General features: G+C 56.4%; 18 protein-coding genes. 6 read left to right on the top strand and 12 right to left on the bottom strand.

The window, feature by feature from the left end:
• Nucleotides 1-92: 92 nt before the first annotated feature.
• Together ACOTW6_RS01265 and ACOTW6_RS01260 are read right to left on the bottom strand one after the other, a co-directional pair.
• Nucleotides 93-1,196: a cobalamin-independent methionine synthase II family protein gene (locus ACOTW6_RS01265; protein WP_023324640.1), complete on the bottom strand. Its 1,104-nt coding sequence runs from the start codon at nucleotides 1,194-1,196 to the stop codon at nucleotides 93-95.
• A 156-nt stretch (nucleotides 1,197-1,352) separates the two neighbouring features.
• Nucleotides 1,353-1,763: a rhodanese-like domain-containing protein gene (locus ACOTW6_RS01260; protein WP_023300088.1), complete on the bottom strand. Its 411-nt coding sequence runs from the start codon at nucleotides 1,761-1,763 to the stop codon at nucleotides 1,353-1,355.
• A gap of 73 nt (nucleotides 1,764-1,836) precedes the next feature.
• Between ACOTW6_RS01260 and ftrA the strand changes: the two genes are divergently transcribed.
• Nucleotides 1,837-2,835 (top strand): transcriptional regulator FtrA, encoded by a 999-nt coding sequence (gene ftrA / locus ACOTW6_RS01255; RefSeq protein WP_213788755.1) that lies wholly within the window; start codon nucleotides 1,837-1,839, stop codon nucleotides 2,833-2,835.
• 147 nt (nucleotides 2,836-2,982) lie between these two features.
• On the opposite strand, the gene ACOTW6_RS01250 is transcribed toward ftrA, so the two are convergent.
• Complete coding sequence (locus ACOTW6_RS01250) at nucleotides 2,983-3,345, bottom strand: hypothetical protein (protein ID WP_015570547.1); 363 nt, start codon at nucleotides 3,343-3,345, stop codon at nucleotides 2,983-2,985.
• Nucleotides 3,346-3,588: 243 nt separating this feature from the next.
• Here ACOTW6_RS01250 and ACOTW6_RS01245 point away from each other — a divergent pair, with 243 nt between their 5' ends.
• Nucleotides 3,589-3,822, top strand: coding sequence for a DUF2554 family protein (locus tag ACOTW6_RS01245; RefSeq protein WP_121478976.1), 234 nt, complete (start codon nucleotides 3,589-3,591; stop codon nucleotides 3,820-3,822).
• Here the strand turns inward: ACOTW6_RS01245 and ACOTW6_RS01240 are convergent.
• Both ACOTW6_RS01240 and ACOTW6_RS01235 read right to left on the bottom strand, forming a co-directional pair.
• Nucleotides 3,819-5,783 (bottom strand): peptidase U32 family protein, encoded by a 1,965-nt coding sequence (locus ACOTW6_RS01240; protein ID WP_421766220.1) that lies wholly within the window; start codon nucleotides 5,781-5,783, stop codon nucleotides 3,819-3,821. The two genes, ACOTW6_RS01245 and ACOTW6_RS01240, sit on opposite strands and share 4 nt — an antisense overlap.
• 80 nt (nucleotides 5,784-5,863) lie before the next feature.
• On the bottom strand, nucleotides 5,864-6,391 hold the full coding sequence (locus tag ACOTW6_RS01235) for a helix-turn-helix domain-containing protein (protein ID WP_015570550.1): 528 nt from the start codon (nucleotides 6,389-6,391) through the stop codon (nucleotides 5,864-5,866).
• Nucleotides 6,392-6,483: 92 nt separating this feature from the next.
• On the opposite strand from ACOTW6_RS01235, the gene ACOTW6_RS01230 reads away from it, so the two are divergent.
• Nucleotides 6,484-7,650: a benzoate/H(+) symporter BenE family transporter gene (locus ACOTW6_RS01230; RefSeq protein WP_213788754.1), complete on the top strand. Its 1,167-nt coding sequence runs from the start codon at nucleotides 6,484-6,486 to the stop codon at nucleotides 7,648-7,650.
• On the opposite strand, the gene ACOTW6_RS01225 is transcribed toward ACOTW6_RS01230, so the two are convergent.
• Complete coding sequence (locus ACOTW6_RS01225) at nucleotides 7,630-8,502, bottom strand: helix-turn-helix domain-containing protein (protein WP_006810606.1); 873 nt, start codon at nucleotides 8,500-8,502, stop codon at nucleotides 7,630-7,632. The genes ACOTW6_RS01230 and ACOTW6_RS01225 overlap by 21 nt on opposite strands.
• Nucleotides 8,503-8,676: 174 nt before the next feature.
• Here ACOTW6_RS01225 and ACOTW6_RS01220 point away from each other — a divergent pair, with 174 nt between their 5' ends.
• Nucleotides 8,677-9,573 (top strand): DMT family transporter, encoded by an 897-nt coding sequence (locus ACOTW6_RS01220; protein ID WP_047719569.1) that lies wholly within the window; start codon nucleotides 8,677-8,679, stop codon nucleotides 9,571-9,573.
• A gap of 31 nt (nucleotides 9,574-9,604) precedes the next feature.
• Here the strand turns inward: ACOTW6_RS01220 and ACOTW6_RS01215 are convergent, their stop codons facing one another.
• Both ACOTW6_RS01215 and ACOTW6_RS01210 read right to left on the bottom strand, forming a co-directional pair.
• The gene (locus ACOTW6_RS01215; protein ID WP_015570552.1) at nucleotides 9,605-10,279 is read right to left on the bottom strand and encodes a DUF3313 domain-containing protein; all 675 of its coding nucleotides are present in this window, start codon (nucleotides 10,277-10,279) and stop codon (nucleotides 9,605-9,607) included.
• Nucleotides 10,280-10,413: 134 nt separating this feature from the next.
• Nucleotides 10,414-12,009, bottom strand: a complete 1,596-nt coding sequence (locus ACOTW6_RS01210) for an ABC transporter substrate-binding protein (RefSeq protein ID WP_213788838.1) — start codon at nucleotides 12,007-12,009, stop codon at nucleotides 10,414-10,416.
• A gap of 111 nt (nucleotides 12,010-12,120) precedes the next feature.
• Between ACOTW6_RS01210 and pepT the strand changes: the two genes are divergently transcribed.
• Entirely contained in the window at nucleotides 12,121-13,350 is a 1,230-nt protein-coding gene (pepT, locus tag ACOTW6_RS01205; RefSeq protein ID WP_219241145.1) for a peptidase T, read from the top strand.
• Here pepT and tehB read toward each other — a convergent pair.
• Entirely contained in the window at nucleotides 13,347-13,940 is a 594-nt protein-coding gene (tehB, locus tag ACOTW6_RS01200) for a tellurite resistance methyltransferase TehB (protein ID WP_023296596.1), read from the bottom strand. The genes pepT and tehB overlap by 4 nt on opposite strands.
• Nucleotides 13,940-14,935, bottom strand: a complete 996-nt coding sequence (gene tehA, locus ACOTW6_RS01195) for a dicarboxylate transporter/tellurite-resistance protein TehA (protein WP_213788752.1) — start codon at nucleotides 14,933-14,935, stop codon at nucleotides 13,940-13,942. The genes tehB and tehA overlap by 1 nt, the downstream gene beginning before the upstream one ends.
• Before the next feature lie 121 nt (nucleotides 14,936-15,056).
• Between tehA and ydcK the strand changes: the two genes are divergently transcribed.
• Nucleotides 15,057-16,037, top strand: a complete 981-nt coding sequence (ydcK, locus tag ACOTW6_RS01190; protein WP_213788751.1) for a YdcK family protein — start codon at nucleotides 15,057-15,059, stop codon at nucleotides 16,035-16,037.
• On the opposite strand, the gene rimL is transcribed toward ydcK, so the two are convergent.
• Nucleotides 16,032-16,571, bottom strand: a complete 540-nt coding sequence (rimL, locus tag ACOTW6_RS01185; RefSeq protein WP_213788750.1) for a 50S ribosomal protein L7/L12-serine acetyltransferase — start codon at nucleotides 16,569-16,571, stop codon at nucleotides 16,032-16,034. The genes ydcK and rimL overlap by 6 nt on opposite strands.
• A 95-nt stretch (nucleotides 16,572-16,666) precedes the next feature.
• The gene (locus ACOTW6_RS01180) at nucleotides 16,667-18,322 is read right to left on the bottom strand and encodes a glucan biosynthesis protein D (protein WP_032619695.1); all 1,656 of its coding nucleotides are present in this window, start codon (nucleotides 18,320-18,322) and stop codon (nucleotides 16,667-16,669) included.
• Nucleotides 18,323-18,422: the final 100 nt, after the last annotated feature.

Below are 18,422 nucleotides of genomic sequence, written 5' to 3'. Positions count from 1 at the left end.
CAGGATTTAAACGGGTTCGAAGAGAGGATTTACGGGAAACGACTCAGAATGGTACAGCGCTGCACTGTAATAATGCAGCGCTGTGAATGGCGTTACCAGACGTCGCTGGCGATTTGCGTCACCAGGCGAACTTTATCCCACTGCTGGGCTTCGCTCAGGCTGTTACCCTCTTCCGTGGAGGCAAATCCGCACTGCGGGCTGAGGCAAATCTGCTCTTTCGCCACGTAGCGCGCGGCCTCTTCCAGACGCGCTTTCACCCCTTCCGGGTTCTCCAGCTCACCGTGCTTGGTGGTGATCAGCCCCAGAACCACCTGCTGTTTACCCGGTCGCACAAAACGCAGTGGCGCGAAGTCGCCGCTACGGTCGTTGTCGTACTCCAGGAAGAACGCGTCGACGTTCACCGTGCCGAACAGCACCTCCGCCACCGGCTCATAGCCGCCTTCGGAAATCCAGGTTGAGCGGAAATTACCGCGGCAGACGTGTAGCCCGATGGTCAGATCGTCCGGTTTGCCTTCCAGCGCCTTATTCAGCACCCGGGCATAGGTTCGGGCAAGTTCGTCTGCATCGTCACCGCGCTCGCGGATCTGGCGGCGCTGGTCTTCTGAACAAAGGTAGGCCCAGACGGTGTCATCCAGTTGCAGATAGCGGCAGCCTGCATCGTAAAAGGCCCGAATGGCATCGCGCCAGGTGGTCGCCAGATCGTCAAAGTAATCTTTCAGATCCGGGTAGACCGTGGCATCAATATCCTTGCGGCCACCGCGGAAGTGCAGCACGCTCGGGCTCGGAATGGTCATCTTCGGCTGTGCGTTACCGCTGATGCTTTTGAGGTAGCGGAAATCTTCCAGCATAGGATGATCGCCGAAGCCCAGTTTGCCCGTTACGCGCACGCCATGCGCTTTGGTCTGCACCCCGTTGAACTGAATGCCCTGCTGCGAATCATAACGCTCCACGCCCTGTAGCCCGTCAAAAAAGTCAAAGTGCCACCAGGCGCGGCGGAATTCACCGTCCGTTACCACATGCAGGCCGCAGGCGCACTGCTGCTCGACAACATGGCGAATGGCCTCGTCCTCAACCGCGCGAAGCTGCCCGGCATCGATCTCACCGCTGGCGAATTGCAGACGGGCCTGTTTAATGGAATCCGGGCGTAAAAAACTGCCGACTACATCGGCGCGGTACGGGGCGTGGTGTCGCTGCATGGAAATCTCCTCTGTCTGTCGGCGTTAATTGCCCACAGTGATAATTCATCTTTTGAATCTTTAGACTTCTGGATGTCTAAACGTCCTGAAAAGATGTCATACCGACTCGCCGCCGACAAACGAGAAAATTTCATCTGTGTTGAAATAAATTCATGTTCACAGAGCGGGTGATGAAGATCCCGCAAACGCGAACCGCTCATCTTCCCAGCCGGTCATGCCCCCGAGCATAATCTTGACCGGCAAACCCAGTCGCGCCAGCTTCAGCGCCGCCCTGTCCGCCCCGTTGCAGTGCGGGCCTGCACAATAGACGACAAACAGCGTGCCCTCTGGCCACGCTTTCATCCGCTCGGCGGTGATCTGGCTCCAGGGTAAATGCAGCGCGCCGGGCAGATGCCGCCGGGCAAAATGTTCAGGCTTCCCGACAACGTGCAGCAGAACAAAGTCCTGCTCTCCGCTGGATACCGCGTGATGGACATCGGCGCAGTCCGTCTCGACGCTCAGACGACGCAGGAAATGCCCCACGGCTTCCTGCGGTTCAGCAGCCGGAAATTCAGTAACATAGCTCATGAATCTTCCTCATTTGTGGTGTTTGTGTTAACACTACTCTATCCCTTAATTCAGCTCATGAATGCGTCCGCCTATGCCAGAAAACAGCAAAAAGATGACAAACTTAAGACATCCCTCGCCGCGCGCGGTCGTGCTGGCATATGACGGTTTATGTACCTTTGAGTTTGGCGTGGCGGTAGAAATCTTTGGCTTGCCGCGCCCGGAGATGGGCGATGACTGGTATCAGTTCGCCGTGGCGAGTGTGGATGACGGCGAACTCCGGGCAACGGGCGGGATCCGTATTCTGGCCGATGGCGATCTGGGTCTGCTGGAAACGGCGGATCTGGTTGTCGTACCCGGCTGGCGAGGGCTGGACGAACCCGTACCCGACGCGCTCTGTCAGGCGCTCCGTGCGGCGCATGCCCGGGGTTGTCAGCTACTCTCAATCTGCTCTGGCGTTTTCGTTCTGGCAGCCTCAGGCCTTCTAGACGGGCGGAAGGCAACCACCCACTGGCGCTACACGCAAGCTCTGAAAGCACGCTATCCCGCCATCACCGTGGTCGACGATGTGCTCTACCAGGACGAAGGCGATATTCTCACTTCCGCCGGAAGCGCCGCAGGGATTGATCTGTGTCTGCATGTGGTGCGCCGGAATTACGGGATGGAGGCAGCAAACCGCGTGGCGCGTCGGCTGGTGATCCCGCCCCATCGGGACGGCTCGCAAACCCAGCAGCTTAGCCGACCGGTGGCTCAGTTGCTGGAGAGCCAGCGCCTGGGCCAGCTGTTTGATTATCTTCACCAGCATCTGGCCGTTTCCCATACCGTCGAATCGCTGGCCCTGCGGGTGGGTATGAGTCAGCGCACTTTTCTGCGCCGTTTCCAGGACGCAACCGGAACAACGCCCGCGCGCTGGTTATTAACTGCGCGATTGCAGCGGGCAAAAGATTATCTCGAAAACAGTCGGCTCAGCATCGACAATATTGCGGAACAAACCGGATTTGGGCAAAGCGCCACGCTGCGCCACCATTTCCGGCAGCAATTTGCGCTTTCGCCCGCGCAATATCGCAAACAATTTTTGCAGCCGGTACGATAAACGGGCAAAAAAAACCGCCATAATCTGGCGGTAAATGCTTGCATGGATAGATTTGTATTTTGGTATCTACGCTCCGGTATTCCATACCGGGATGTGGATCACCTGCAATCTACCACTGTGAGCCTCAACGAAGCATAAACGAATCGATTAACCCGCTTTGGTATTAATTTGCAGATAACGCATCAGCCCCTGCTCTGCACTCTGGCGGGCATCATCATTAATCGCTTCGAGATAAAACGCACGAGAGACCCCATACGGCGCCTGCTCAGATGGGTAAACGGCGAACTGGAAGGTTTTGCCCCTCGCCTTATTGGTACAGCCCAGCTCCCAGCGATCTTCACTTACCTGGGTGCTATTACATTCGACACGTCCGTAATCGCTGGTTAAATACGATCCGACACGGCTTTTTGCTGACTGAATATATTCTGGTTCTTCATTTGAATAGATGCTGGCCGCAGCACCCACCGCAACCACTACGCCCAGAAGTGATAGCACGATTATTTTTTTCATTTATTCGATCCAATCCTTAGCCAGAAAAATCTTATTGTAAATGATTTCCCAATAAATCTAGCTTCTCTTTGCATACCAGAAATGGGAGTTTACAACGGCGATATTGCTTTTAAGAATAGTCTTAAGTGGGTTTTATTGCGACCACAATTTTTGACAGTCTATTTTCTCAAATTTAAAAAGTCGAATAATTACTCTATGAAATTATCCCTACGATGACCGTAGCGTATTTTCAGGGGATAAAGGATGTTCAGAAAAGAATTTTCGCTACTGCTGGTGATTAGCGCCCTGTTCTCAGGGCAGATTATGGCGGAGCACAAAGGGCATGAATTTGTGTTTGTGAAAAACGCCGACCATCAGCTTCGTCATGAAGCTGACAGCGACGAGTTACGCAGCGCGGCTGAGGAGTCTGCGGAGGGGTTGCGCGAGCACCATGCCTGGCAGAAATCGCGCAAACCGGATACCCACTCTGCGGGTTAGCTGCCTTTACGCTTCGGCAGGGTCTTCATCAAATCGTCAGGGCTGACGGAGGCCACAATGCTGCCAGGCGGCGGCATTTTGAAGATGTGATTCTTCATCTTGCCGATAACGTGCATTTCACACGGACGGCAGTCAAACTTCAGCGTCAGCACTTCATCGCCATTCACCAGCTGCATCGGCGTCGCTTTCCAGCTTTTAATATTGCCTTTCGCCTGTTTCGGGCAAAGGTTAAAGGCAAACCGCAGACAGTGTTTGGTGATCATCACCGGCACATCGCCCTTCTCTTCATGCGCTTCATACGCGGCGTCAATCAGCTGCACGCCGTGACGATGATAAAACGCACGCGCTTTATGGTTGTAAACGTTCGCGAGGAACGAGAGATGCGTGTCCGGGTAGACCGGCGCAGGCACCGTTTCGGCCTTACGGCTGCCGCGCGAATAGTTTGCCAGGCGTGCTTCATCCAGCATCTCGGCCGTTTCACGGCGGAACTGGTTCAGCAGGCTGTTCGGCACGAACAGCGCGTCCGGCAGATTCACCTCAATATTGCGCGCGTAATAAATGGTCTGCCCCAGCTTCGCCACGCCATCCTTAAGGTTGCTAAGCGCTTTTTCCACATTGTTCGCTACCTCGAACAGGCCGTCGAGCGTATGCGTCACGCTGATTCCGTCTTCGCAGGTCATGGTCAGGATCAGCTGCTCTTCCCAGCCACCCAGCGCGATATCCACCGCAATGCGGCGCTCGCTGGAGGTCTTGAGCAAGGCCTGCTGCCAGTTGTGATCCAGGTTACGGTTAAGCGCCGCATTAGGACGGGCTTTGTAGAGATCGGCAGGCATTTCGTTCGGCCAGACGCGATAGCGATTTTCGCCGGTTTTCTCCACCGTATTGGCGCGGAAACCCACCACTTCACGTTTGATCATCACGTTGAGACCATCGCCGTTCGCCAGCGGCTCTGTCACCTGAACGTCAAGATGATCTTTCGCCACTTTCAGCACTTCACCCACCGGCAGGCCGATAAACTTCGGTGAATCGAACGCGCCAATATCCCCTTTACGGGCATTGACGAAATAGTCCGTGCTGCCGCGGTGGAAGGTCTTGTCCGTCGACGGAATAAAGAAATGCTCTGTACGACCGGCGGACGCGCGCGCCAGGTCACCGCGATCGTCGATGATGGCATCCAGCATCTGACGATAATGAGCGGTGATATTTTTCACGTAGCTCATGTCCTTGTAGCGCCCTTCAATTTTGAAGGAGCGTACACCGGCGTCGATCAGCGCGCCGAGGTTGGCCGTCTGATCGTTATCTTTCATCGACAGCAGGTGTTTTTCGAATGCCACCACGCGGCCCTGATCGTCTTTCAGGGTATACGGCAGACGACAGGCCTGAGAGCAGTCGCCCCGGTTCGCGCTGCGCCCCGTCTGGGCGTGAGAGATATTGCACTGCCCGGAATAGGCCACACACAACGCACCGTGGATAAAGAATTCAATGGTCGCGTCGGTCGCCTGGTGGATATCGCGGATCTGATTCAGGTTCAGCTCGCGCGCCAGAACAATCTGCGTAAACCCGACGTCCGAAAGAAACTTCGCCTTCTCAACGGTGCGGATATCGCACTGGGTGCTGGCGTGCAGCTCAATCGGCGGGATATCCAGTTCCAGAACGCCCATATCCTGAACGATCAGGGCGTCAACGCCGGTCTGGTAGAGATCGGTAATCAGACGCTGCGCGGGCTCCAGTTCATCATCATGAAGAATGGTGTTCAGGGTCACGAACACCTTCGCCCCGAAACGGTGGGCGAACGGTACCAGCTCGGCAATGTCGCGCAGGCTGTTGCTGGCGTTATGACGGGCGCCGAAGCCAGGGCCGCCAATGTAGACGGCATCCGCCCCGTGAAGAATAGCTTCACGGGCAATGGCGGCGTCGCGGGCCGGGCTTAGCAGTTCAAGATGATGGGAGTGCAGGCGCATACTTCGTCGTTATCCGTTATGGTCAAAATGGCGGCTATTGTAGTCAGAAGTCTGTGCCAGTGAAACCGTTTTGCGTCGCTTTAGCGGGGATAATGGATCAGAGAGTGAAAATGCACCGTCCGGGCGCTGCTGTTGCGGTATGCGTGCGGTTTGTCGCCGGCAAAACGCACGCCGGAATCAGCGTATAGCGTGCGCCAGACACCGTCGATCTGCATGTCCAGCTCACCGCTTATCACCACCACGTGTTCGATCACCCCGGCTTCGTGCGGCGTGGACTCACTCAGCGCGCCGGGTGACAGGGTGATGGAGAAATGGTCGAACTTAAGCTGTTCATCCCAGGGGAAAAGCGGTTTCACCACCATCGCCTGCTGCTGCGGATCGAACACCGCCTGCGGTTCGCTCTCTGGAGTGATAAACGCCGAAAAAGGTACGTTCAGCCCGGTGGCGATTTTCCACAAGGTAGAGACCGTCGGGCTGGACTCATTGCGTTCGATTTGCCCAAGCATCGCTTTCGACACGCCCGTCTCTTCCGCCAGTTTCGACAGGCTCCAGCCCCGCGCCTGACGCAGCGCTTTCAGTGTGGTTGCCAGGTGTTGAGTGATATCCATAGTTCCTCCCGTTGCGGCAAAGCATACCACTTGTACGCTATAGCGCACAGTGATACCTTATCCCGGACGTTATAACGCACAACGGAGTTTCTATGCGATCGACTGCCTCTCTCTTTCCTGCCGTGCTGGCCGGTTTTGTTGCCGTGCTGGTGGGCTATGCCAGCTCTGCCGCCATTATCTGGCAGGCGGCTGCGGCGGCTGGCGCCAGTACACAGCAGATCGCCGGATGGATGACCGCGCTGGGGCTCGGGATGGGGATCAGCACGCTGGCATTGTCGTGGTGGTATAAAGCCCCGGTGCTGACCGCCTGGTCGACGCCCGGCGCGGCGCTGCTCGCCACCAGCCTGCAAGGCGTGACGCTGGCGGAAACCATCGGGGTATTTATATTCGCGAATGCGCTGATTCTGCTGTGCGGCGTCACCGGCCTGTTTGCCCGGTTGATGAAACTGATCCCGCACTCGCTTGCCGCCGCTATGCTGGCGGGCGTGCTGTTACAGTTTGGCCTGAAGGCATTCAGCAATCTTGAGGGACACATTTTTCTTTGCGGCAGTATGCTGGCCGCCTGGCTGGTAGCCAAAGCCGTCGCGCCCCGGTACGCCATTGTCGCCACGCTGCTGGTGGGGGTGTTCGTGGCCTGGGCTGGAGGTGACGTTGTCACGAACAGGATGACGTTATCGATCATCATGCCGGAATTCATTGCTCCTGCGTTCACCTTCACCAGCCTGATCAGCATCGGCTTACCGTTTTTCCTGGTGACCATGGCGTCGCAGAATGCGCCCGGCTTCGCCACCATGCAGGCATCGGGCTATCCGCTGGCGGTCTCACCGCTGATCGTTGCCACCGGCGGGCTGGCGCTGCTGTTATCCCCCTTCGGCGTTTATTCTATATGCATCGCCGCCATCACTGCCGCCATCTGCCAGAGCCCGGACGCCCATCCGGATGCCAGTAAACGCTGGCTGGCCGCGGCGGCGGCAGGCGGGTTTTATCTGCTGGCGGGGGTGTTCGGCGGGTCGATTTCCGGGCTGATGGCCGCCCTGCCGCTGAGCGGCATCCAGACGCTGGCCGGGCTGGCCCTGCTCGGCACTATCAGCGGCAGCTTGTATCAGGCACTGAACCATGAAGCAGAGCGCGACGCGGCGATCGTTACCTTCCTGATGACCGCCAGCGGCGTCACGCTCCTGGGAATTGGCTCCGCCTTCTGGGGGCTGGTGCTGGGTGGGATCTGTTACGCCGTCTTCTCACGCCTTCGCCGCGCGTAGCTGTGACGGCGTGATGCCGGTCATACTGCGAAAACGGTTACTGAAATGGCTGGCGGAGTTAAATCCGCAGGCCAGCGCGATGTCGGTGAGCGGCGTGGTCGTGTGCTGCACCAGCGCTTTGGCCTTCTCCATGCGGCGCTGCATGACATACTGATGCGGCGCCAGCCCCATCGACTGGCGGAACATCCGCGCAAAGTGATACTCACTGAGTGCGGCCTGGCCCGCCAGTTCCGCCAGCGTTAAGGGTTGCGCCAGGTTTTCCTCGATAAAGGCCAGCACGTTGCGCAGCACAAACGGCGATAACCCGCCGGTCACCACCGGCAGCTTCCATTGTACGCTGGAATAGTGCTGGACCAAATGCGTCAGCAATAAGGTCGACGCGGTGCTCAGGGTGAGCTGATTGGCGTTTTGCTGCCAGTCGCAGCCGAGCAAAAACTGGCGATAAAGGGCGGTGATTTTCGGATCGCTGCCGAAGATTTTTTCCTCAAGCGTCAGCGATAGCGGTCGTTTATCCCAGATTTTCTCCCCCACATCCCGCAGGTGTTCATCGGTGCAGTAAAGGTGCACGAACGACAGGTCGTCACGAATATCCCATGTGGATTCGCTCTCTTCCGGCATCAGACAAAAACGGTCCGGCCCGCCGCCATTTTTCCAGCCACCCGGCGTTTTTTGATAGCTTTCATAACCATCCGCCACGTACAGGCTAAGGGTGTGATGGTTGCTTTTCACGGTGATCGTGTCGTGCTTGTTGTACCACGCCGCCAGTTGAATGCCAGTATTGAGCGCGACGGTTTCCCGCAGCACTGCATTTTGTTGGCGTAACGTTTCAAAGGTGTCGTAAACGAGAGACATGTCCGTAAACAGGTGATTAATCAGACTGTCAGTCTAAGAAGTGTTGCAGCCTGTTACCAGCCATCGCGCGAGAAAAAAGCGCAAGAATTTGCAAGTCCGGCGCAAGACGATGAAAGCCGGGCCCCCTTTCTTTCGCCACACTGTTGTTTTTCGCGGTATGAGAAGAGAGAAACCATGAACGCATTACTCTATGGGCTGGTCGTTGTGATCTGGGGCACGACCTGGATCGCTATTTTTTTGCAACAGGGGCCGGTTGCAGCGCCGGTCTCCATTTTCTGGCGCTTCGCCGTGGCCAGCGCCACGATGATGATCGTCCTGGTCGCCCTTCGCCGTCTGCGCAGGCTGGCGCTGCGGGATCATCTCTACTGCATGCTTCAGGGCTGCTGCGTTTTCTGTTTCAACTTCTGGTGCTTTTACACCGCCGCCGCCCATATCAATACCGGCCTTGAGTCGGTGATTTTCTCGATGGCCGTGCTGTATAACGCCATCAATAGCTTTATCTTCTTCGGCCAGCGTCCACCCGCCCGCTTCTGGACGGCGGCAGCGCTGGGGCTTATCGGGATCATTACCCTGTTCTGGAACGATCTGCTCGCCAGCGGCTGGAGCGCGTCGTTGCTTACGGGCATCGGGCTTTCCGCCCTCGGCACCTACGGCTTCTCGCTGGGGAATATGATCAGCATGCGTCATCAACGAAACGGGCTGGAAACCATGACCACCAACGCCTGGGCGATGCTTTATGGCACCGTCGTGATGGGCTTTATCGCGCTCTTCAGGGGCGATAGCTTTATGCCGGAATGGACGGTGAGCTATATGGGGGCGCTGCTCTATCTTGCGCTGTTTGGCTCGGTGATTGCCTTCGGCGCCTACTTTACGCTGGTAGGCCGCATTGGTCCCGGTAAAGCCGCGTACAGCACCCTGCTGTTCCCGCTGGTGGCGCTGTCGATTTCAACGGTGTACGAGGGTTACGTGTGGCACCTCAACGGGATCGTCGGCCTGCTGTTGATACTGGGGGGAAATATGGTGATGTTTACGAAGCCGGAAACCTGGTTCCGCCGCCTGCGGACGGCATAAAAAAACGGCCTGCAAAAGCAGGCCGTTTTTATTATTTTGTTGTCTGATGGACATCAAACATGGTGGCATCCGTCGCCATGTCATCCACAACCTGCTTCAGGGTGCCGAAGCCCATCGGCGTATTCTCGTTCGCCAGCTCTTTCCCTTCACCTTTACGAACAACCTTAATCACCGGTTTGTTCGTGGCCGCGTCTATTAGCTCACCTTCGAAGAACAGGTGCGTATCCATGGTGCGATGGCCCGTTGCCATCTGCGTACCCGCAACCAGCAGCGCCACAGGCACCACTTCATAGAACTGCAAACCTTCTTTGTCTGAGCTCACACCCGTAATGGCGCCGCGGAAGATCAGGCTATGTTTGCCCGGCGTCGTCACAATCGGCTTACGCTGACCAATCGCGGTTTTCAGTTTGGTATTGGTATAATTCAACAGCTCATCAAGCGTTTTTTGCCCAAGCTGAGTGGTCGGTTTTGGCGTCGGATAATAGGTTATCGGGGTCCAGATAATGCTGTCGTAATTCGCCTCATTATAGGACGGGTCAACCCAACGCAGGGTTGGCTTCCCGGTTGCAGATTTCATCTCCTGCAAGCCGGAGTAATCTTTTAAAAAGCCTGAATATTGATCGGGGGCTGCGACTTTGGACGCACAGCCGGAAAGGGCCAACAGACCAGAAAGCACTGCAACTTTAAAAAAAGTGTGAGTACGCATGATGGTATTCCATGTTATCTGCAAGTATGCACTTGAAGTTATAACAAAAAACCGGGCGATGTGTTGTGGCAAAAAATGACGAAGACAGCACAAATAGCGAAAAAACTGCCCGACCGAAACCGGGCAGTGAAAAATTACTCCTTAAGGTCCACTTGCCAGAACAGGTGTTTGCCGAAGGGATCGATTTCATAGCCCGTGACCTCTTTACGGACTGGCTCAAAAATCGTCGAGTGGGCAATCATTACCGCCGGCATTTGATCGTGCATCATCTGCTGCGCCTGCTTATACAGCGCCACGCGTTTTTCGCGATCGGTTATCGATTTAGCTTCGGCAATCAGGTTATCAAACGGCTTATAGCACCATTTGGCCGAGTTCGACCCGCCATTGGCGGACGTACAGGTAAACAGCGGGCCGAAGAAGTTATCCGGATCGCCCGTCGCCGTTGTCCAGCCCATCAGCGCGGCCTGATGCTCCCCGCCCTTCACGCGCTTCAGGTATTCGCCCCATTCGTAGGTCACGATTTTGGTCTGCACGCCCACTTTCGCCCAGTCCGCCTGGATCATCTCCGCCATACGCTTTGCGTTCGGGTTATACGGCCGCTGCACGGGCATGGCCCACAGATCGATGCTTACGCCGTTGGCAAATCCCGCCTCCTTTAACAGCGCTTTCGCTTTTTCTGGATCGTAATCGTAGTCTTTCAGCTCGCTGTCGGCACTCCAGACGCCTGGCGGCAGCAGGTTTTTCGCCGCCGTTCCGGTGCCGTGGAAGACCGCATCAATGATGGCCGGTTTGTTAATCGCCATCGCCAGCGCCTGGCGCACTTTTACGTTATCCAGCGGCGGCTTTTGCGTGTTAAACGCCAGGAAACCGGTATTCAGACCGGCCTTGCTCATCAGGTTGATGTCTTTGTTAGCCTTCATACGCGGCAGGTCCGCCGGGTTCGGGAACGGCATCACCTGGCACTCATTCTTCTCGACTTTGGCAAAACGTACCGAGGCGTCCGGCGTGATGGTGAACACCAGACGATCCAGCTTCGATTTTCCCTGCCAGTAGTCCGGGAAAGCGGTAAAGAGGATGCGGGAATCCTTCTGGTATTGCGCCAGCTTAAACGGCCCGGTGCCAATTGGCTGCATATCGACCTTTTCTGGCGTGCCCGCTTTGAGCATGGCATCGGCATACTCCGCCGACAGAATGGAGGCAAAGTACCACGCCAGGTCAGCGACAAACGGCGCTTCCGGGTGCGCCAGGGTGAAGCGCACGGTGTGATCGTCAACTTTATCAATGGCGGTAATCAGGCTGCCGAACTCCAGACTTTCGAAGTTGGAATAACTGCCGTTGGAGACGTTATGGTAGGGATGATTCACATCCTTCTGGCGCATAAACGAGAAAATCACGTCATCCGCGTTGAAGTCGCGCGTCGGCGTGAACAGCTTATTACTGTGGAATTTCACCCCTTTGCGCAGGTGGAAGGTGTAGATCTTGCCATCCTCGCTTACCTCCCAGCTTTCCGCCAGGCTCGGCACCAGTTCGGTAGTGCCCGGTTTGAAATCGACCAGACGGTTATAAACCGGTACGGCGCTGGCGTCCACGCTGGTCCCCGACGTATAGAGCTGAGGATTGAAATTTTCCGGCGATCCTTCGGAGCAATACACCAGCGTTTTTGCCGCGACGGTGGAACTGACCGTCAGCGCAGCAAGCGTCAGCGTTATCATTGTGAATGTGCTTTTCATCATTTATTCCTGTCTTTTTAATTCGACGGCTAATTACTTCTTTTGCCATTTCATAAATAACATTAAAGTGATGGCGCAAACACATGAAAAATAAATACAGAAGGAAACACTATGGGCTCAGAACTCTCCAGACAATTAACCCAACGCTTTTTCCGCTATCTCGCCATCACCAGCCAGAGCGACCCGAAAGTCAAAACGCTGCCCTCCACCCCGGGCCAGCACGACATGGCGCGGGAGCTGGCGAAGGAGCTGGAAACGCTGGGGTTAGACGATATTGTGATTGATGAGTTCGCCACCGTCACCGCCGTGAAAAAAGGCAATGTTCCCGGCGCGCCGCGGATTGGTTTTATTACCCATATCGACACCGTCGACGTCGGTTTATCCCCGGATATTCATCCACAAATATTAACGTTTACGGGGGATGATCTCTGCCTGAATAAAGAGAAAGATATTTGGCTGCGCGTAAATGAGCACCCTGAAATTCTGGCTTATCCTGATGAGGAGATTATTTTCAGCGACGGAACCAGCGTATTAGGCGCAGATAATAAAGCGGCCGTCACCGTGGTCATGACGGTGCTGGAAAACCTCACCGCTGAACACAAGCATGGCGATATTGTGGTGGCGTTTGTGCCCGATGAAGAGATTGGCCTGTGCGGGGCGAAAGCGCTGGATTTGAAGCGCTTCGACGTCGATTTTGCCTGGACCATCGACTGCTGCGAGCTGGGGGAAATTGTATACGAGAACTTTAACGCGGCGGCGGCTGAAATTCGCTTTACCGGCGTCACGGCTCACCCGATGTCCGCCAAAGGGGTGCTGGTCAATCCGCTGCTGATGGCAACAGATTTCATCAGCCATTTCGATCGCCAGCAAACCCCGGAATGCACCGAGGGGCGCGAAGGTTATATCTGGTTTAACGGCATCCAGGCCGGGCAGAACGAAGCGATACTGAAAGCCAATATTCGTGATTTTGACAAAGATGGTTTCGCCGCCCGCAAGCAGCACATTGCCGATGTGGCGGCGCAAATAGCCGCGCAGCATCCCACGGCAAACGTGGAATACCGCATTGAGGATACCTACAGCAATATCAGCAACGCGATTGGCGAAGACCGCCGCGCGATCGACCTGATGTTCGAGGCGATGGAGTCGCTCGGCATCACCCCAAAACCGATCCCCATGCGCGGTGGCACGGACGGAGCGGCCCTGTCAGCCAAAGGCCTGCTCACCCCGAACTTCTTCACCGGCGCCCATAACTTCCACTCGAAGTTTGAGTTTTTACCGCTGTCGTCGTTCGAGGCCTCCTTTCGCACTGCCCTGCAACTCTGTCTGCTGGCGGCGCGTTAAGCGGGCTTGCGTGCGAGCATGGTGGCGAAGCGCAGCTTGATACGGTTCCCGTTGGCATCGGTACGGTGGAGTTCCCCCACCTCTTCGTTGTACTTGATCAGCTCCCAGCCTTCGTAGTAGTTGCTCAGTTCACCGGTTTTGAAGGCAAACGGGAAGCCGACGGTGCACGGATAATCCTCCGTATCCATGGCGGCAACGATAAGGTTATAGCCGCCTGGTTTAGTGCAACGCTGCATATTGGCGATAAGACCAGGGATGGTTTTCGCTTCGAGGAACATCAACACGACGGTGGAAAGAATAAAGTCATATTCGCCGTCAAAGGTCAGGTTGTTCAGATCCTTAATCGCCGTTTGCAGATTCGCGATCCCTTCCGCCGCCTTAATGCGCTCGATGTTATCGATGCTCATCGGGTTTTTATCCCACGCCGTCACGTCATAGCCGTTGGCAGCGAGGTAGAGGCTGTTGCGGCCATTCCCGCAACCCAGATCGAGCGTTTTACCCGGCTTAACAATGTCCGCGCTGAGCAGCACCTCTGAGTGCGTGCGGGTCAGCCCATATTTCTCAGTAAAGTAGTTTTCATCGACAGTCATTATTTTTCCTCAGATTGCATAAGCAGTGCCTTATCAGCGCGCACCAGAAGTTTGCCCTGCATCAGCAAGATAAAAGTACGGACCAGCAGCATCGCGATGATGACGTTGGTGAAAATAAACAGGGGAACCGCGAGGGCATGAAAGAACCCTGACGGACTGCTCTGCCCAAGATGTAAACCGGTGGTCGCCAGCGCCGACACCCCGAACGAGAAGCTCCAGAACGACGCGTTGAACGGCTGTGACAGATACCACGGCATCAGACGCAGCATAAACAGGAGTTGCAACAGACCATAGCCGAAAAGCATTTTGGCGAAGGTGTCCGCTTCACCGCCGTTGACGCTAAACCAGGCGCTACAGGCTACCAGGGCAGGCGCAAGCTGGATCCCAAGCGAGGTACGAAGCGCCGCGGGCAGTTCGCCCGCGCTGCGCAGGCGTTGCAAAATGACCGGCTCCAGGCTCAGCCAGGAAAAGACCCCGGCGCCAAGGAACACCAGCCCCGCATCGTGGAAACCCAGCGCACCGCAGGCCATCGCGCTGATAAAATTGTTCGCTACCGTCGGCAGATACAGTCCCGGCGTCGTGGCCTCTTCCGGATGCTTGCCGCGCCACAGCCCGGCGCTTTGCCAGGCGGCATACGCAAGCTGGATCACCACGCCCACGCTAAACAACCCTAGCGCCACCGGGCGATACCACGGCACAAAGCCGATGGCCACCAGCAGCGTGGTGGCAGGAAACAGGCTGACAAAACTGCTCATTACCGGATGCCGCATCTCGGCCAGCACGCTATGTGGAAACCGTACCGCACGGGTAAGAAACGCCACGCTCAGAAGGAACCAGATCGTCACCGCCAGCGCCACCAGGATCTCGCCCGGCCAGCGCGTCACTGGCCAGATGGTGCTGGCATAACGCCAGGCGAACCCCATGCCTATGGTCCCGAGGACCATACCGAAATACCCGGCGGGCAAGTTAAGAACGCGTTGGTTTTGATTATGCATTTTTTTTAAACTTTAAAATGTATTTTAAATGCCATTTTAAGGGGTTTCCTGAGCGGACGCCAGCACTTCGAAAAACCAAAAGTTTGCTACGTTTATTGAAAGGCTTTTCAGGGATAACACGATGACAAAATATCGGCTCAGCAATGAAACGCGTCTCTGGCGCTGGCAGGACGAATCAACGCCGTGCACAACGCCTCTCAGACAAATTATTGCCGTGATGGATTTTAACGATGTATCCAGCGGGACTAAAGGCGGTTGGGTTGAGGATGAACACGCGCTCGCCCAGGACGGGGATTGCTGGGTTTACGATGAAAACAGCGTGGTGTTTGCCGGGGCCAGGATATCCGGTAACGCCCGCCTCACCCAACCCTGCATCGTAAGCCACCACGCACACATTGGCGGCAACAGCTGGCTTGACGCCGCAGAGGTGAGTCACGGGGCGATAATAAGTGACAACGTCACCATTCAGCACTCCACCGTTCGCGGGGAATGCCGTATCGCGGGTGACGCGCGGGTGCTGCATAACAGCCTGGTGATTGCAGCCAAAGGGCTGACACCCGACCGTGAGCAGATCCTGCAAATTTATGACCGAGCCACGGTCAGCCAGTCGCGTATTGTGCATCAGGCGCAAATCTACGGCGATGCCATGGTGACCTGGGCCTTTGTTGAGCACCGCGCCGAGGTGTTCGATCGCGCCATTCTTGAGGGCAACGCGCTGAATAACGTCTGGGTGTGCGACTGCGCCAAAGTGTACGGCAACGCCCGTCTGCTGGCCGGTCTGGAGGAGGATGCCATCCCGACCGTGCGGTACAGTTCACAGGTCGCGGAAAACGCTCTCGTCGAAGGCAACTGCGTCATTAAACACCACGTATTAATAGGCGGCGAGGCGTGGTTACGCGGCGGGCCGATCCTGATTGACGACAAGGTGGTCATTCAGGGACGGGCGCGTATCAGCGGCGATGTCCTGATTGAGCATCAGGTGGAAATAACGGACGATGCGGTTATCGAGGCGCTGGAGGGTGAAAGCATTCACGTCCGGGGAGCCAAAGTGATCAACGGCGACACGCGGATCACCCGGACGCCGCTGCTGGGGGCGCTATAGCGGGAAGATTCTGGCGTACAGGTTCACGTCATCGAAACGCCCGTTGAGCATTTCCGCTTCCCGCAAACAACCTTCGAGCGTGAAACCGTTGCGCTGCGCCACTCGGTTACTGCTCTGGTTATCCACGCGACACTTGATCACAAAGCGGCGGATCTCGCCGCGCTCAACGTAATAGCGCATAAACGCCTGGAGCGCCTGAGAGAGTATACCCTGCCCCTGATGCGCTTCGTCGAGCCAGTAGCCGATATACCCGGCCTTATTCGCAGGCTCGATCGCGTTGAAGGAGAGCACGCCTATCAGCTCGTCATTCATAAAAATCAGGAACATTTTGGCGTAACCGCGCTGGTGCAGCATCTGGTTGCTCTGCACGTTGCGGCGCGTGTCCTCTTCGCTGCCGACATGCTGCGCCCAGTCAAAGGCGCTTTGCAGCCAGGTTTTGTTTTTGATTACGAGGTTGTGCAGATCGGTGGTATAGCGCTCGTCGACGGCGCGAAGCTCGATTTCCTGGGTTACGGGGATGATTTCTGAAGACATAGTGCCTCTTAATTGCCGGGTGGCGCTAACGCTTACCCGGCCTACAAATGCGTCCGGAGCAGGCCGGGTCGCCACCCGGCACAAACCCATAAGGACTAACGCATGATCCGGTCGTCAACGTAGTTACGTTTGTCCGGCGCGGGCGGGAAGTACTGGTACAGCCAGGTCTCGCTGATGGCATCGCCCTGACAGCGCAGGAACAGGCGCATATCCACCGGCTCGGTGGAGTCAGAGGTTGGATACCAGTCAAACAGAATGCGATACCCGTCGAATGGTTCGACGTAGAGGATCTCCACCTGCTTCGCTTCACCGCTGGAGAGGGTGATCACCGGCTCAATGCCCTTCGGTGCGGCGGCCTTCAGATCGCCCCCCACGAAGTCAATGGCAAAGCGACGGGCCCACACTTTCGGGTAATTTTCACCCGGCGCCCAGCCCTCCGGGAAGCCGCCCATACCGGTACGGGTGGCGTAGACATTTGCCAGCGGGGAACGCACCGGCGGCTGCGCGCTCCAGTAGAGACGGTATTTGAAGTCCAGCTCATCACCCGCCTGCACCGGTTTCTCTGGCTGCCAGAAGCAGACCACGTTATCGAGCGTCTCGCCGGTTGTCGGGATCTCCATCAGAGCAATGGAACCTTTCCCCCAGTTGTTGCGCGGCTCGACCCACAGGCTTGGTCGCTTGTTATACCAGCCCATGACGTCCTGGTAATGGGAGAAGTCACGGTCAAGCTGCAACAAACCAAAGCCTTTCGGGTTTTTATCCAGGTAGGCGTTAAATTGCAGCTTTTGCGGGTTGTTCAGCGGTCGGCAGATCCACTCCCCGTTACCGCGCCACATCGCCAGGCGGTCTGAATCGTGGATCTGCGGATGAATGGTGTCGCACATGCGGCGTTCGTTGTTGCCGCAGCTAAACATGCTGGTCATTGGCGCGATGCCGAGCTGCTTGATGTCTTTGCGCGCATAGAGATGGTTTTCGACGTCCATGATCACCTGGCTCTTCTCACAGTGGATCACAAACTTATAGGCACCGGTAATGCTCGGGCTGTCCAGCAGCGCATAGACGGTAAAGGTGGTATCACCCGGCTTCACGGTTTCAAACCAGAAGGAGGTGAAATCCGGGAACTCTTCCGGGGTGTCGGTAAAGGTATCCACCGCCAGCCCACGCGCGGAGAGGCCGTACTGGTAGGTATCATCCACCGCGCGGAAGTAGCTCGCGCCCAGGAACGAAACGATATCGCGTCGCGCAAGCTCCGGCGCTTTAAAGACGCGGAATCCGGCGAAGCCGAGGTCGCTCTGCCCTTCAAGCTGGCGGGTATCCACGCCCGTATCGCCGTAGCTGAACAGCTCAGGCCGGAAGTGGATCTCACGCGCCTGAGAGGTGGTTTGATCCAGCGAGAACATGCGCACGCGGCGGCGGAACCCCATCCCCATATGGAAGAACTGGGCGTCCAGCTGACGGCCTTCAATGTTATTCCACAGCGACTGCTTCTCATCGTAACGGATGGCGTTGTAGGCCTGCGGCGTCATGGTGGCCAGCGTTTCCGGCAGCGGACGCGGCGCACCGCCCCACGGGGTTTTCGCCAGATCATGCGCCATGGATTGCAGAACAGAGAAGTCAAAGCGACGGCTCTGACCGTCGGCAATGTCGGAGTCAGCAGCATACGCCGCCTGGGAAAACAGAGAAGCAAGGCCAGAAGTGCCGCTCAGGGCAGCCATTGCCAGGGAACCTTTGAGAAAACGTCTGCGATTCATGCCTGAGAAAACGTCCTTATGGTCGTGTGAATGAGTTTCGCGCGCAGCGAAATGACGGCAAGAAAGAACGCACAGCCTAAACAAAAACGGTTAAGAATCC

Source organism: Enterobacter cloacae complex sp. IR5403, assembly GCF_049238705.1.
GTDB lineage: Bacteria > Pseudomonadota > Gammaproteobacteria > Enterobacterales > Enterobacteriaceae > Enterobacter > Enterobacter hormaechei_C.
The sequence above is the reverse complement of the archived record's forward strand: the minus strand, read 5'-3'. Positions and strand labels throughout refer to the sequence as shown.

Bases quoted from the DNA above. Each gene is read 5' to 3' on its own strand.
- ACOTW6_RS01265 (WP_023324640.1), bottom strand. From the start codon at position 1,196: ATGCAGCGACACCACGCCCCGTACCGCGCCGATGTAGTCGGCAGTTTT.
- ACOTW6_RS01260 (WP_023300088.1), bottom strand. From the start codon at position 1,763: ATGAGCTATGTTACTGAATTTCCGGCTGCTGAACCGCAGGAAGCCGTG.
- ftrA (WP_213788755.1), top strand. From the start codon at position 1,837: ATGCCAGAAAACAGCAAAAAGATGACAAACTTAAGACATCCCTCGCCG.
- ACOTW6_RS01250 (WP_015570547.1), bottom strand. From the start codon at position 3,345: ATGAAAAAAATAATCGTGCTATCACTTCTGGGCGTAGTGGTTGCGGTG.
- ACOTW6_RS01245 (WP_121478976.1), top strand. From the start codon at position 3,589: ATGTTCAGAAAAGAATTTTCGCTACTGCTGGTGATTAGCGCCCTGTTC.
- ACOTW6_RS01240 (WP_421766220.1), bottom strand. From the start codon at position 5,783: ATGCGCCTGCACTCCCATCATCTTGAACTGCTAAGCCCGGCCCGCGAC.
- ACOTW6_RS01235 (WP_015570550.1), bottom strand. From the start codon at position 6,391: ATGGATATCACTCAACACCTGGCAACCACACTGAAAGCGCTGCGTCAG.
- ACOTW6_RS01230 (WP_213788754.1), top strand. From the start codon at position 6,484: ATGCGATCGACTGCCTCTCTCTTTCCTGCCGTGCTGGCCGGTTTTGTT.
- ACOTW6_RS01225 (WP_006810606.1), bottom strand. From the start codon at position 8,502: ATGTCTCTCGTTTACGACACCTTTGAAACGTTACGCCAACAAAATGCA.
- ACOTW6_RS01220 (WP_047719569.1), top strand. From the start codon at position 8,677: ATGAACGCATTACTCTATGGGCTGGTCGTTGTGATCTGGGGCACGACC.
- ACOTW6_RS01215 (WP_015570552.1), bottom strand. From the start codon at position 10,279: ATGCGTACTCACACTTTTTTTAAAGTTGCAGTGCTTTCTGGTCTGTTG.
- ACOTW6_RS01210 (WP_213788838.1), bottom strand. From the start codon at position 12,009: ATGAAAAGCACATTCACAATGATAACGCTGACGCTTGCTGCGCTGACG.
- pepT (WP_219241145.1), top strand. From the start codon at position 12,121: ATGGGCTCAGAACTCTCCAGACAATTAACCCAACGCTTTTTCCGCTAT.
- tehB (WP_023296596.1), bottom strand. From the start codon at position 13,940: ATGACTGTCGATGAAAACTACTTTACTGAGAAATATGGGCTGACCCGC.
- tehA (WP_213788752.1), bottom strand. From the start codon at position 14,935: ATGCATAATCAAAACCAACGCGTTCTTAACTTGCCCGCCGGGTATTTC.
- ydcK (WP_213788751.1), top strand. From the start codon at position 15,057: ATGACAAAATATCGGCTCAGCAATGAAACGCGTCTCTGGCGCTGGCAG.
- rimL (WP_213788750.1), bottom strand. From the start codon at position 16,571: ATGTCTTCAGAAATCATCCCCGTAACCCAGGAAATCGAGCTTCGCGCC.
- ACOTW6_RS01180 (WP_032619695.1), bottom strand. From the start codon at position 18,322: ATGAATCGCAGACGTTTTCTCAAAGGTTCCCTGGCAATGGCTGCCCTG.